Origin of the sequence: Pseudomonas umsongensis, assembly GCF_012647205.1 — a bacterium.
Lineage (GTDB): Bacteria > Pseudomonadota > Gammaproteobacteria > Pseudomonadales > Pseudomonadaceae > Aquipseudomonas > Aquipseudomonas umsongensis.
In genome coordinates, this window is record NZ_CP051487.1 from 5,478,855 (window position 1) to 5,493,021 (window position 14,167).

The 14,167-nt window shown below is 60.6% G+C and carries 11 protein-coding genes; all 11 read right to left on the reverse strand.

All coding sequences use genetic code 11. The features are described from left to right. Positions 1-53: 53 nt before the first annotated feature. Positions 54-1,523: a succinylglutamate-semialdehyde dehydrogenase gene (gene astD, locus HGP31_RS24710; RefSeq protein WP_168759225.1), complete on the reverse strand. Its 1,470-nt coding sequence runs from the start codon at positions 1,521-1,523 to the stop codon at positions 54-56. Then, positions 1,520-2,545 (reverse strand): arginine N-succinyltransferase, encoded by a 1,026-nt coding sequence (gene astA / locus HGP31_RS24715; protein ID WP_020800777.1) that lies wholly within the window; start codon positions 2,543-2,545, stop codon positions 1,520-1,522. Before astA ends, astD begins: the two co-directional genes overlap by 4 nt. A 74-nt stretch (positions 2,546-2,619) precedes the next feature. Continuing rightward, positions 2,620-3,639 carry an arginine/ornithine succinyltransferase subunit alpha gene (gene aruF / locus HGP31_RS24720; RefSeq protein ID WP_020800776.1) on the reverse strand — a complete coding sequence of 340 codons (1,020 nt, stop codon included), beginning with the start codon at positions 3,637-3,639 and terminating at the stop codon, positions 2,620-2,622. Between the two features lie 193 nt (positions 3,640-3,832). Next, complete coding sequence (locus HGP31_RS24725; protein ID WP_020800774.1) at positions 3,833-5,053, reverse strand: aspartate aminotransferase family protein; 1,221 nt, start codon at positions 5,051-5,053, stop codon at positions 3,833-3,835. Between the two features lie 331 nt (positions 5,054-5,384). After that, a complete protein-coding gene (gene argR / locus HGP31_RS24730) occupies positions 5,385-6,365 on the reverse strand; it encodes a transcriptional regulator ArgR (protein WP_033043292.1) in 981 nt (326 codons plus the stop codon). A 203-nt stretch (positions 6,366-6,568) separates the two neighbouring features. Continuing rightward, positions 6,569-7,333, reverse strand: a complete 765-nt coding sequence (locus HGP31_RS24735) for an ABC transporter ATP-binding protein (RefSeq protein ID WP_007971015.1) — start codon at positions 7,331-7,333, stop codon at positions 6,569-6,571. 27 nt (positions 7,334-7,360) lie between these two features. Next, on the reverse strand, positions 7,361-8,473 hold the full coding sequence (locus tag HGP31_RS24740; protein ID WP_020800772.1) for a M14 family metallopeptidase: 1,113 nt from the start codon (positions 8,471-8,473) through the stop codon (positions 7,361-7,363). A 1-nt stretch (position 8,474) separates the two neighbouring features. Then, entirely contained in the window at positions 8,475-9,173 is a 699-nt protein-coding gene (locus HGP31_RS24745; protein WP_020800771.1) for an ABC transporter permease, read from the reverse strand. Next, positions 9,170-9,859 carry an ABC transporter permease gene (locus HGP31_RS24750; RefSeq protein WP_008058010.1) on the reverse strand — a complete coding sequence of 230 codons (690 nt, stop codon included), beginning with the start codon at positions 9,857-9,859 and terminating at the stop codon, positions 9,170-9,172. The genes HGP31_RS24745 and HGP31_RS24750 overlap by 4 nt, the downstream gene beginning before the upstream one ends. 92 nt (positions 9,860-9,951) lie before the next feature. Further along, positions 9,952-10,728: an ABC transporter substrate-binding protein gene (locus HGP31_RS24755; RefSeq protein WP_020800770.1), complete on the reverse strand. Its 777-nt coding sequence runs from the start codon at positions 10,726-10,728 to the stop codon at positions 9,952-9,954. 670 nt (positions 10,729-11,398) lie between these two features. After that, complete coding sequence (acs, locus tag HGP31_RS24760) at positions 11,399-13,354, reverse strand: acetate--CoA ligase (RefSeq protein WP_033040724.1); 1,956 nt, start codon at positions 13,352-13,354, stop codon at positions 11,399-11,401. Positions 13,355-14,167: the final 813 nt, after the last annotated feature.

Here is a 14,167-nt window from a genome sequence, read left to right on the forward strand (position 1 = left end):
CTCCCACAGGGACATACATTCCAATGTGGGAGCGAGCCTGCTCGCGAATGGCATCACGCCATTTTCACGCCAGGCGTGAGGGCCGCCGGCAACACCAGGCTCGGGGTTTCCAGTGAGGCCACCGGGTATGCGCAGTAATCCGCCGCATAGTAGGCGCTGGCGCGGTGGTTGCCCGAGGCGCCGACGCCACCGAATGGCGCGCTGCTGGCCGCGCCGGTCAATTGCTTGTTCCAGTTGACGATACCGGCGCGGCTTTCCAGCCAGAACTGCTGGTAGCGCGCTTCGGAATCCGACAACAGCCCGGCGGCCAGGCCGTATTCGGTGTCGTTGGCTTCAACGATCGCCGCTTCAAAATCAGCGTAGCGGATCACTTGCAGCAACGGGCCGAACAGCTCTTCGTCCGGGCGCTCAGCGACTGCCGTGACGTCCAGAATGCCCGGGGTCAGCAAGGCGGACTGCGCTTGCGGCTGAGTCATTTCCAGCAGCGCCACGGCGCCGTTGGCCAGCAAATGCTCCTGGGCATCCATCAACGCTTTAGCCGCGCCGAGGGAAATCACCGAGCCCATGAAAGGCGCCGGTTGCTGATCGAACGCGCCGACTTCAATCGTCGAGCTGACCGCCACCAGGCGCGCCAGCAATGTGTCGCCCCAGGCGCCCTGCGGCACCAGCAAGCGGCGGGCACAGGTGCAGCGCTGGCCGGCGGAGATGAACGCCGACTGGATAATGGTGTAGACAGCGGCATCGAGATCGGCGACCTGATCCACCACCAGCGGATTGTTACCCCCCATCTCCAGGGCAAGGATCTTGTCCGGACGACCGGCAAATTGCTGGTGCAGGTGATTGCCGGTACGGCTGGAACCCGTGAAGAACAGGCCGTCGATGCCCGGGTTCGCCGCCAGGGCGATACCGGTTTCGCGAGCGCCCTGCAGCAGGTTCAGCACGCCCGCCGGCAAACCGGCCTCGATCCAGCACTTGACCGTCAGTTCGGCGACTTTCGGCGTCAGCTCACTTGGCTTGAACAGCACACAGTTACCGGCCAGCAAGGCCGGCACGATGTGCCCGTTCGGCAAGTGCCCAGGGAAATTGTAGGGCCCGAACACCGCCACCACACCGTGCGGTTTGTGGCGCAGCACGGCGGTGGCGTCGCCCAGCGGGCCGCTCTTCTCGCCAGTGCGCTCACGGTAGCTCTGCACCGAGATCGCAATCTTGTTGACCATGCTGGTGACTTCGGTGGCGGCTTCCCACAGGGGCTTGCCGGTTTCCTCACCGATGGCATGCGCCAGTTCGTCCGCGTGATTTTTCAGCGCTGCGGCAAAGGCTTCCAACACCGAAATACGTTCTTGCAGGGGGCGACGGGCCCAGCCCGGGAACGCCTGACGCGCAGCCTGTACCGCCGATTCGACCTGATCCGCGGTGGCACCGTTGCCAGACCAAAGGACTTGCTGGGTCACCGGGTTCAGCGACTCAAAGGCTTCGCCCTGACCTGCCAGCCATTCACCTGCGATGTATAGCGATTTCATTATTTCGACTCCCGAGCAGCAGACAACGCCACGGCGCGCACTTGATCGCCTGCGTTGAGTTGAAGACGTTTGGCGGTCAGCGGGTCGACCACCAGCGTGCCGGCGGCCAGACGTGCCGGAGCGGCAGTGATGCGGCAGTCTTCGCGCTTGCGGTTGTGAATGATGAACGGCGTGGCGTCGTCACCCGGCGTGCCGATAGCCAGCACCAGCGCCTGGCTGTCGCGTACGGCTCGGATCTTGCCGGTTTCGCACTCGATGGCTGGGCCCGCGTCGAAGATGTCAACGTAGCCCTGGTAGCTGAAACCTTCGCTCTTGAGCATGGCCAGCGCCGGCTCGGTGTCCGGGTGCACCTGGCCAATCACGTTGCGCGCATCGGGCGACAGGAAGCAGGTGTACAGCGGAAACTTCGGCATCAGCTCGGCAATGAAGGCCTTGTTGCCCACGCCGGTCAGATAGTCAGCCTGACTGAATTCCATCTTGAAGAAGTGCCGACCCAGGCTTTCCCAGAACGGTGATCGCCCGGCTTCATCGGAAACCCCGCGCATCTCGGCAATGATCTTGTTGCCAAACAGTTGCGGGAACTCGGCGATGAACAGCATCCGCGCCTTGGACAGCATGCGGCCATTGAGGCCACTGCGGTAATCGGCATGCAGGAACAGCGAGCACAGCTCGGAATTGCCGGTCAGGTCGTTGGCCAGGAACAGCGTCGGGATTTCACGGTAGATGTTCAACTCTTGCGAAGCACTGACCGTCAGGCCGACCCGGAAGTTGTACCAGGGCTCACGCAGGCCCACGGCGCCAGCGATGGCGGAAATGCCCACCACGCGACCATTGTCGTCTTCGAGCACGAACAGGTAGTCCGCATCGGCTCGCCCGGCTTCGCCACGGAAGGTCTTCTCAGCCCAACCGACCCGGTGGGCCAGACGCTCTTCGTTGGCCGGCAAGGTGGTCAGGCCGGTGCCGGTGCTGCGGGCCAGGTCGATCAGAGCGGGTAAATCGCTGCTGCGTACGGGACGAACGATCATGCTATCTCCTCAAACGGGCCGCTTGCGCCACCCGTGAAACTCGCTGCTTTTCAGGCATTTTTTTCAAGCAGGCGTTAAACCGCCACCAGGCGCACGCTCGCACCTTCACCGACACCCAGGGTTTCGGCCGCTTCCAGATCCAGGGTCACGGGCTTGCCCGGCGCGTAATCGAGCTCGAGCATGATTGCGCGGTAATCCTGCAACTGGGCATTGGCCACCAGGTATTGTCGACCGGCACCCTTGACCGGCTCACCGATTTTCACCGGCACCACGCGGCTCTGGGCGATCGAACGGATCCCCGAGACACGGGCATGCAGGGTCGGGCCGCCATCGAAGATGTCGATGTAGTGATCGGTTTCGAAGCCTTCGCGCATCAGGATGTCGAAGGTGATCTGCGCCCGAGGGTGCACCTGGCCCATGGCTTCCTGAGCGGAGTCCGGCAGCAGCGGGACGTAGATCGGGTAGTGCGGCATCAGCTCGGCGAGGAAGGTCCGGCTCTTCAGACCGCACAGACGCTCGGCTTCGGCGTAGTTGAGATCGAAGAAGTTGCGGCCGATGGCATCCCAGAACGGCGAATCGCCATTTTCGTCGCTGTAGCCGACAATCTCAGTCACCACTGAATCGGCAAAGCGCTCCGGGTGGCTGGCCACGAACAGCAAGCGGCCACGCGAGTTGAGCTCGGCCCACGGTGAACCCACCAGCTCACGCTGCACGTAGAAACTGGTCAACAGGCTGTTGCCCGTGAGGTCGTGGCACTGCGAGAGCACGTGGATCTTGTTATGAATCTTCAGCTCGCGGGAGGCGTGCACGAAGGTTTCATTACGGAAACTGTAGAACGGTTCGGAATAACCCGCCGAGGCGACGATCGCCGAACAGCCCACCAACTTGCCGGTGGCCGTGTCTTCAAGTACGAAGAAATAGCTCTCTTCACCGTTGAAGCTGACTTCGGCAGCGAACGAGGCTTCGCTCGCGGCGATCTTGTCGCTCAGGCGTTCAACGTCATCCGGCAAGGAAGTGACACCAATCGGGCTGTCCGCAGCCAGACGCTGTACCTCGCCCAGATCAGCCATTTGCGCGGGGCGCATCACCAGCATGGTGTCACTCCTTTCTCATACTCTTGAGGAAAATAAGCCGGACCCTTGTGGGAGCGAGCCTGCTCGCGAAGGTATGTCAGCAACATTGATGTCGACTGAAACACCTTCGCGAGCAGGCTCGCTCCCACATAAAAAACGGGCCCGGCATAAAAATTTGGGTTCGACGCCTGACTTGCAGGCGTCGAAGGGTCTATCAGGCTTGCGTCAGTTTTGCCGCGGCACGTTCGAAACGGTCCAGACCTTCGTCGATGTCCGCGTCTTCGACCACCAGGCTTGGCGCGAAACGCACCACGTCCGGGCCGGCTTGCAGCACCATCAGGCCTTCTTTTTCAGCGGCGTTGAAAATGTCCTTGGCCTTGCCTTTCCAGGCATCGCTCAGTACGCAACCGATCAACAGCCCCAGGCCACGAACCTGGGTGAACAGACCGTACTTCTCGCCGATCTGCTCAAGGCGTGCCTTGAACTTGTCGTGCTTGGCATTGACGCCGGCCAGCACTTGGGGTGTGTTGATCACATCGATCACGGCTTCGGCGACTGCGCACGCCAGCGGGTTGCCGCCGTAGGTGGTGCCGTGGGTGCCGACAACCAGATGCTTGGCCAGGTCTTCGGTGGTCAGCATTGCCGCGATCGGGAAACCGCCGCCCAGGCTCTTGGCGCTGGTCAGGATGTCCGGAATCACGCCGTAATGCTGATAGGCAAACAGATGGCCGGTACGGCCCATGCCGGTTTGCACTTCGTCGAAGATCAACAGCGCGTTGTGCGCGGTGCAGAGTTCGCGGGCACCTTGCAGGTATTCGAGTTCCGCCGGGATCACACCGCTCTCACCCTGGATCGGCTCCAGTACCACGGCGCAGGTCTTGTCGGAAATGGCAGCTTTTAGCGCGGCCAGGTCGTTGTACGGCACATGGGTGATACCGGTGATTTTCGGACCGAAGCCATCGGAGTACTTCGACTGGCCACCGACGTTCACGGTGAACAGGGTACGGCCGTGGAAGCTGTTGAGCGCGGCGATGATCTCGTACTTCTCGCTGCCGAAGCGGTCGAAACCGACACGACGGGCCAGCTTGAAGGCCGCTTCGTTGGCTTCGGCGCCAGAGTTGCAGAAGAAAGCACGCTCGGCAAAGGTGGCATCGACCAGCTTATGGGCCAGGCGCAGGGCCGGCTCATTGGTGAACACGTTGGACACGTGCCACAGCTTGTTGGCCTGCTCGGTCAAGGCACCGACCAGCGCCGGATGTGCGTGGCCCAATACGTTGACGGCGATCCCGCCGGCGAAGTCGACCAGCTCGCGACCGGACTGGTCCCAAACGCGGGAACCGGCGCCACGCACGGGAATGAAGGCGGCTGGCGCATAGTTGGGAACCATTACCTGATCGAAATCGGCGCGTTCTACCGCAGCGTGCTCAACGGACATCGGAGTCTCCTGAAGAGAAAACACTCGCCTGAAACTGGCGAGCTTGGTGAGGATTGTAAGGACAGTTTTCAGCCCGGCCTTGCCGCCAAGCGACAACTTCTTATAGCGCCAAACCCGGTTTTGCCCGGGTTTATGGCAATGCGACAAATAGGGTCGCAAAGGCGCAGTTTAACTGGCCGACCGGGTTAACGGCAGGGTTGCGGGGATTTGATTTGCGGCACCCGCCCACCCCGACTCTCTACTGCGGGTTGATTGCGCAAATGCGGACATGGAGATGAGGGCTTGAATGCAAAAGGCCATGGGAACAATGCCATGGCCTTTTGTGCTGGGATTAGCCGCGTTCCGACGGAACCGACGACAATTCGAACGGGCTGCTGCTGCGCCGCTGGTTACGATCTTCGCGCGGCGTGGCGCCGAAGAAATTGCGGTAGGCGCTGGAGAAGTGCGGGCCCGAAGAGAAACCACAGGACAGGCCGATCTGGATGATCGACTTGCTGGTTTGCATCAACATCTGCCGCGCCTTGTTCAGGCGAAGTTCCAGGTAGTACTGGCTCGGCACGCGGTTGAGGTATTGCTTGAAGATCCGTTCCAGTTGTCGACGAGACACGCACACATGCTGGGCAATTTCGTCGGTGGTCAGCGGCTCTTCAATGTTCGCTTCCATCAGCAGCACCGCCTGGGTGAGCTTAGGATGACTGGAGCCCAGGCGGTTCTGCAATGGGATGCGTTGGCGCTCACCGCCTTCGCGAATACGCTCGACCACCAATTCTTCCGACACCGCGCCGGCCAGTTCGGCGCCGTGATCGCGAGCCAGTACCGCCAACAGCAAGTCGAGCACTGACATGCCGCCACAGGCGGTCAGGCGATCGCGATCCCAATCGAACAGATGACTGGTGGCGATGACTTTCGGAAAACGTTCGGCGAAGTCGTCCTGCCAGCGCCAGTGCACCGCAGCGCGGTAGCCGTCGAGCAAGCCCAGTTGCGCCAACGGATAAACACCGGCCGACAGCCCGCCGATCACACAACCGGCACGCACCAACTGCTTGAGCGCACTGCTCAGGGCCGGCGCGAGACTGGTCGGCGGCTCATCGGCGAGCAGGAACAGTTTCTGGAAGTTTTCGAGCTTGCCGGCCCAGGGTTCACCGGGCAATTGCCACTGACCTTCGCCCTGCGGTTCGGCCTGCAGGAACGACAGCTCATAAACCACGTCGGGATGCACACGCTGGGCAACCCGCAAGGCCTCCTCAGCCAGCGCCAGCGTCAGTGCTTTTGTGCTGGGCCATATCAGGAAACCTATTCGATGGGCAGTCATGGGCGAGCGATCCGAAGCGAAGAACAGTGATGAAGGCATGGGCCAATGCTAGCCCGTAAATGAACACAAATCTCAAAAGCCCGCACAGATCCCCTGTAGGAGCTGTCGAGTGAAACGAGGCTGCGATCTTTTGACGTGAACAATCAACATCAAAAGATCGCAGCCTTCGGCAGCTCCTACGAGGTGCACAACGAGAGTCTTGATTACTTCAGGCTACCCGAAAGGAACTGTTGCAAACGTTCGGACTGTGGATTGACCAGCACCTCACGCGGATTGCCGCTCTCTTCAACAACGCCTTTGTGCAGGAACACCAGCTGGTTCGACACTTCACGGGCGAAGCCCATTTCGTGGGTCACCACGACCATGGTCCGGCCTTCCTGGGCCAGGGCCTGCATGACCTTCAGCACGTCACCGACCAGTTCCGGGTCGAGCGCCGAAGTCGGTTCGTCGAACAGCATCACCTCAGGTTCCATCGCCAGCGCACGGGCGATCGCCACGCGCTGCTGTTCGCCGCCGGACATATGGCCCGGGTAAGCATCTTTACGATGAGCGACGCCCACTTTGTTCAGGTAGTGCTCGGCTTTTTCGCGAGCTTCGGCCTTGGACACACCGAGCACGTGAACCGGCGCTTCCATGATGTTTTCCAGCGCGGTCATGTGCGACCACAGGTTGAAATGCTGGAACACCATCGACAGACGCGAACGCATGCGTTGCAGCTGTTTCGGGTCGGCGGCCTTCAGCGCGCCGTCCTTGTTCGCCACCAGCTTCAGCTCTTCGTTGTTGAGCAGGATCTTGCCGGCGTGCGGCTGTTCCAGCAGGTTGATGCAGCGCAGGAAGGTACTCTTGCCGGAGCCACTGGAGCCGATGATGCTGATCACATCGCCGGCCGCCGCTTTCAGGGACACGCCCTTGAGCACTTCGTGACTGCCATAGCGTTTATGCAGGTCTTGGACTTCAAGCTTGTACATGCGGTCGGTTCTCACAAAAACAGTCAGTCAGTCGTTGAGCAAGCGCCCGTGACGTAGCGCTTCGCGCCCCGCCACCTTGGCCAGCCAGAAACCGGGTTGGGCGTAACGCAGCCGTTCAATGGCAAACAGCACCCCGGACGTACCAGCACACACCGTGCTGACCCGATCCGCCAGCGGATCGATCACTTCGAAAATTTCATCGCCTGCCTCAACCCATTCACCGGGTTTGCGCAGGAAACTCACCACACCCGGATGCGGGGCGAACAGCAGTTCGGTGCCTTCGAACGGTAGGCCTTCGCAAGGTTCGTGCGCCGCGTTCGGCCACTCGCCACTGATCAGGCCTTGCTCGGCGAGGAACGCCAGGATGCCTTCGGCGTGAGCCTCGGATTGCGCGCGACCGGTGTCGGCCTGACCACCCAATTCAATGGTAGTCGCCAGGCACGCCAGCGGAATCTGCGCATCCGGGAACAGACGCGACAGGCGCAGCCACGGCAGCGAACAGGCTTCGTCGAAGGAGCTGCCGCCGGAATCTTCCGCCAGTAAGCCAACCTTCACATCCAGGTGCGCCGCCAGCGAGCGCCACTGCGGCCAGTGCTGTGGCAAGGCGTACATGTGCAGCGCGGCTTCGGCATCGCAATGCAGGTCCAGCACCACATCGGCGGTGCAGGCGTGGCTGAGCAGAACACGCTGCATGCCTTGCAACTGACTGCTCGCCTCAGGCAATGCCGCCAGGTGATCACTCATGGCCTGGCGGATCAAACGAATATTGGCGTGCGGATCGTCACCCAGATGCCCATCAAGTTGCGCAGCCACTGGCGCGCTCAACTCAACGAAATCCCGATTGAAATTCTTGCCGCTACCGGCCTCGAAACGCCCTTGATGATTGCCCTGAAGCAACTGACCGAGGCCCAGTGGATTGGCCACCGGCACCAACTCGATCACACCGTTCAACAGACCTTGGGCTTCGAGTTCGGCCAGGCGCTTCTTCAGGGCCCAGGCGGTGCGCATGCCCGGCAATTCATCGGCGTGCAGGCTGGCCTGGATGTAAGCCTTGCGCTCGCCACCACCGAAGCGGAATACCGAAATCCGGCGTTCGCTACCGAGGTGGCTCCACGGCAAAGCATGATCGATGCGCTCCATATCAGTGCTTCCGCGGGGCCAGGTAGCCCAGCCAGCGGCGCTCGGCCATCTTGAACAACTTCACCAGGATGAAGGTCAGGCACAGGTAGAACACGCCGGCGGTGATGTACGCCTCGAACGGCAGGTAGAACTGGGCGTTGACCGTGCGCGCAGCACCGGTAATGTCGATCAGGGTCACGATGGACGCCAGGCTGGTGGTCTGCAACATCATGATCACTTCGTTGCTGTACTGCGGCAGCGCACGGCGCAGGGCCGACGGCAGCAGGATGCGCTTGTACATCTTGACCCGCGACATGCCCATGGCCTTGGCTGCTTCGATCTCGCCGTTCGGCGTAGCGCGCAGGCTGCCGGCGATGATTTCGGCGGTGTAGGCGCTGGTGTTGATCGCGAACGCCAGGCACGCGCAGAACGTTGCGCTGGACAGCCACGGCCACAAGAAGCTTTCGCGAACGGCTTCGAACTGTGCCAGGCCGTAGTAGATCAAGAACAGCTGCACCAGCATCGGCGTGCCGCGGATCACGTAGGTGTAGAGCCACGCCGTCATGTTGACCACGGCGTTTTTCGAGACGCGCATCAGGCCCAGCGGCAACGCACACAGCAGGCCGAAGAACAGCGACAGCGCGAGCAACTTGAGGGTGGTCACCAGGCCGCCGAAGTACAGCGGCAAGGCCTCCCAAATGACGTTGTAGTCGAAGATCATAGCTCAGCCGCCCTTACGCCTACCGAGTAGCGCTTCTCGAGGTGACGCAATGCCAGCAACGAGACACTGGTGATCACCAGGTACATCGCCGCCACTGCGAGGAAGAAGGTGAAAGGCTCACGGGTAGCATCTGCCGCCTGCTTGGCCTTGAACATCATGTCTTGCAGGCCCACCACCGAAATCAGCGCGGTGGCCTTGGTCAGCACCAGCCAGTTGTTGGTAAAACCGGGAATCGCCAGGCGAATCATCTGCGGTACCAACACCCGGAAGAACACCTGGAAACTGCTCATGCCGTAGGCCATGCCGGCTTCGGCCTGCCCCTTGGGGATCGCCATGAACGCGCCACGGAAGGTTTCCGACAGGTATGCACCAAAGATGAAGCCCAGGGTGCCGATACCGGCGGCCAAGGGGTTCAGGTCAATGTATTCGTCATAACCCAGCATCGGCGCGACGCGGTTGAGCAGGTCCTGGCCGCCGTAGAAAATCAGCAGGATCAGCACCAGGTCTGGAATGCCGCGAATCACCGTGGAATACAGGTCGCCCAGCCAGGCCAGCCAGCGCACTGGCGACAGGCGCAGCGCCACGCCAATCAGGCCCAGGACAATGGCCAGGGCCATGGACGACAAGGCGAGCTGAAGCGTCAGCCAAACGCCATCGAGGATGACAGCCCCGTAGCCTTTCAACATGATTCAGGTCCTCGAAAGTTGGGATGAAAAAATGGCGCAAACCTCAGAGATCCTGTTGCTTGCGCCATTTCGGACTTGTCGTTGCGACGTACTTACTTACCGTAAATGTCGAAATCGAAGTACTTGTCCTGGATTTGCTTGTACTTGCCGTTCTCGCGAATGGCGGCGATCGCGGTGTTGATCTTGTCTTTCAGCGCGTCACCCTTGCGAACGGCGATACCCACGCCGTCGCCGAAGTATTTGACGTCAGTGAAGGCAGGCCCCACGAAGGCGAAACCTTTACCTGCGTCGGTTTTCAGGAAGCCGTCATTCAACAGGGTAGCGTCTGCCACGGTGCCGTCGAGGCGGCCGGCGGCCACGTCGAGATAAATTTCGTTCTGCGAGCCGTAAGGCTTGATTTCGGCACCCAGCGGGGCCAGCACTTCACGGGCGAAACGCTCGTGGATCGAACCACGTTGCACGCCGATGTTCTTGCCCTTGAGCTCAGCCAGGTTGTCGCCCACCTGAGTACCGGCCTTCATGACCAGGCGCGCCGGGGTGTTGTAGTACTTGTTGGTGAAGTCCACGGACTTCTTGCGGTCTTCAGTGATCGACATGGACGACAGGATCGCGTCGATCTTGCGCACCTTCAGCGCAGGGATCAGACCGTCGAACTCTTGTTCAACCCACACGCACTTGACCTTCATCTCTTCGCACAGGGCGTTACCGATGTCGTAGTCGAAACCCACGATGCTGCCGTCCGGCGCTTTCGAAGCGAACGGAGGGTAAGCCGCTTCGATACCGATCTTCAGAGGTTTTTCATCGGCGAAGGATGGCAGGGACAGCACGGCGGACATAGCCAGGGCGCCAAGCAGCACGAGTTTCTTCATCTTGGGACTCCATCGGTAAAGGGCTAAAACGGCAGAGTGAGCGATAGCCCAATATGCGAATGAGTGGAACCGGAAAGCGTTGCTGCGTCCTGGGATGCAGGTGTTGAAATTCAACACGGGCAACGACGAGCAAGTGATCGGCATTCTAACGACAGGCCCGAAGCCGATATTTCTTCAATGCGACAACTAATTACAGAAGCACCGAGAAAGCCGCCCGGGCACGTTGACAGCCTTGCAGAATCATGCAAGAGCAAAAGACAGTGAACCGATCAATATTGCAAGTTGCGGGCCTATTATTGGCAAACCCTTCTAATCCGGCAAGCGCAGCGTGGATTCTTATTGTTTGTGGAGGCATCCAACAGGGCTTGGCGTTTCCCAATGCCCCGAATCGGCGCAGCGCGGTTACACATTCAGTAACTTGAAAGCTGGCGGGTAACAGTAGGAAACCTCCCACAGGGGAAGCCGATAATTATTGGCTCATGTTTATTTGGCACCTGACGGTCCGCCTTCGCGAGCAGGCTCGCTCCCACAGTTTTTTGATCACCACTAATCCCCTGTGGGAGCGAGCCTGCTCGCGAAGAGGCCAGCACTGCCAAGACTAAACAGTCAGCCAATAAAAAGCCCCACCAGGCTCACACCTGGCAGGGCTTCGATGGACGCTGAAGGCTATTTACGCCACATTCATCGTCTTGTGCGTATCAATCAAATGCTGCACCACCCCCGGATCGGCCAGGGTGGAGATATCGCCCAGGCCATCGTATTCAGCGGTAGCAATCTTGCGCAAAATCCGCCGCATGATCTTGCCCGAGCGGGTCTTCGGCAGCCCCGGTGCCCACTGGATGACATCCGGCGAGGCAATCGGGCCGATCTCCTTGCGCACCCAGTTCTTCAGCTCCAGGCGCAATTGCTCGCTGGTCTCTTCACCAGCGTTCAGGGTGACGTAGACATAAATGCCCTGGCCCTTGATGTCGTGCGGCACACCCACCACCGCCGCTTCGGCGACTTTCGGGTGGGCGACCATCGCGCTTTCGATCTCGGCGGTGCCCATGCGGTGGCCGGAGACGTTGAGCACGTCGTCGACGCGACCGGTGATCCAGTAGTAACCATCGGCATCGCGACGGGCGCCGTCACCGGTGAAGTACATGCCACGGAAGGTCTTGAAGTAAGTGTCGACGAAACGGTCGTGATCGCCATACAGCGTACGCGCCTGGCCTGGCCACGAATCGAGAATCACCAGGTTGCCTTCGGCCTCGCCCTCGATGATGTTGCCCAGGTTGTCCACCAGGGCCGGCACCACGCCGAAGAACGGACGCGCGGCGGAACCCGGCTTCAAGGCATGGGCGCCGGGCAGCGGGCTCATCAGGGTGGCGCCGGTCTCGGTCTGCCACCAGGTGTCGACGATCGGGCAACGGGATTGGCCGACGTTCTTGTAATACCAGTCCCAGGCCTCGGGGTTGATCGGCTCACCCACCGAACCCAACAGGCGCAGGCTGCTGCCATCGGCGCCTTCGACGGCGGCCGTGCCCGCCGCCATCATCGCGCGGATCGCGGTCGGCGCGGTGTAGAGGATGTTGACCTTATGCTTGTCGACGATCTTCGCCACCCGGGTGATGTCCGGGTAGTTCGGCACGCCTTCGAACAGCAGTGTGGTTGCGCCGTTGGCCAGCGGGCCGTAGACAATGTAGGTGTGGCCGGTGACCCAGCCGACGTCGGCGGTGCACCAGTAGATTTCACCCGGGCGGTAGTCGAACACGCGCTCGTGGGTCATGGCCGCGTACAACAGGTAGCCGCCGGTGGTGTGCTGCACGCCCTTGGGCTTGCCGGTGGAGCCGGAGGTGTAGAGGATGAACAGCGCTTCCTCGGCGCCCATCTCTTTCGGCGCGCACACGGTGCCCGCCACTTTCATCAGGTCTTCGTACCAGATGTCGCGGTGCTGGTTCCACTTGATGTCGCCACCGGTGCGCTGGCACACGATGACTTTCTGGATGCTGCTGGTTTCCGGATTGGTCAGGGCGTCGTCGACGTTGGCCTTGAGCGGGATCTTCTTGCCGGCACGGATGCCTTCGTCGGCGGTGATCACCACCTTGGATTTGCAGTCGATGATGCGACCGGCCAGGGCTTCCGGCGAGAAACCGCCGAACACCACCGAGTGAATCGCGCCGATCCGGGTGCAGGCCAGCATGGCGACCACGGCTTCGGGGATCATCGGCATGTAGATGGTCACCACGTCGCCGCGGTGCACGTCCTGGCCACGCAGGGCGTTGGCGAACTTGCAGACTTGTTCGTGCAGTTCGCGGTAGGTGATTTTCCGGCTTTCGGAAGGGTCATCGCCTTCCCAGATGATCGCGACCTGGTCACCGCGTTCGGCCAGGTGACGATCGAGGCAGTTGTAGGAAACGTTGAGGGTGCCGTCGGCGAACCACTTGATGTCGACATGGTGATCGTCGAAGGACGTCTGCTTCACCGTGGTGAAAGGCTTGATCCAGTCGAGGCGCTTGGCTTGCTCGCGCCAGAAGCCGTCCGGGTTGACGACTGACTGCTGGTACATGGCCTTGTAGGTCGCCTCGTCGGTCAGGGTGTTGGCCAGAACCTCGGGACGAACGGGATACAGGGAAGCCGCACTCATCTTTCTTACCTCGGTGGAATAGTTGTTTTTGTATGACCCTGTTTTATCCGGGCGGCGCCTATAGAACCATTCGACGATGGTAGTAACAAGCCCACACAAAACGTCCTGATAACCGCAAAACACGCCTGGAACAAATGTCCCAACTTTCTCCCTCCCCCCTGTACTGATCGTTCCCACGCTCTGCATGGGAATGCCGCCAGGGACGCTCTGCGTTCCACTGACGACGCGTTAATTGAGCCGTGCGCAGCGGTTATGCGAAGCGTAACAGGAAGCTATATGTGAGATTTATTGTGGGAGTGCATATCCATTGCTGCGGTAACGGCGACTTATGGTTTCGCCCTTACGGCGACTCCCTTTTTCAAACGCCGGAGTGCCGGCCCAGCAAAAAGGAAGCAAAAGGCTTTGCCCCACCACTCGGTGCCTCGCTTAGGCTCGGCATGCCAGAACGAAGGCATTGCTCCGTGGGTCGCCGCGATGGGCCGTCCCTGGCCCAGCTCGGCTAAACCGGCGTCCTGCCGGTTTCCCCACTGCGCAATGCCTGCGTTCGGCCATCGTGGTTAACGGAGCACCCAGATCAAAAGCCAAACCGAGGCGGCCTTAAAGCAGACCTGACTGTTACGGGTGTACCTGGACCCCCTGTAGGAGCGAGCCCGCTCGCGAAAAACCCGAGAACACCACGGGGCACCAGACAACACGCATTATCAAAGGCTATCCAGAGATTGTTACAAAATCCGTCAAAGGTGTTTATCAAAACCATGCCTATATGAATCCCACCCCCGCGCCTAAAATTCGCTCCGCCAACCCGGCAAACTG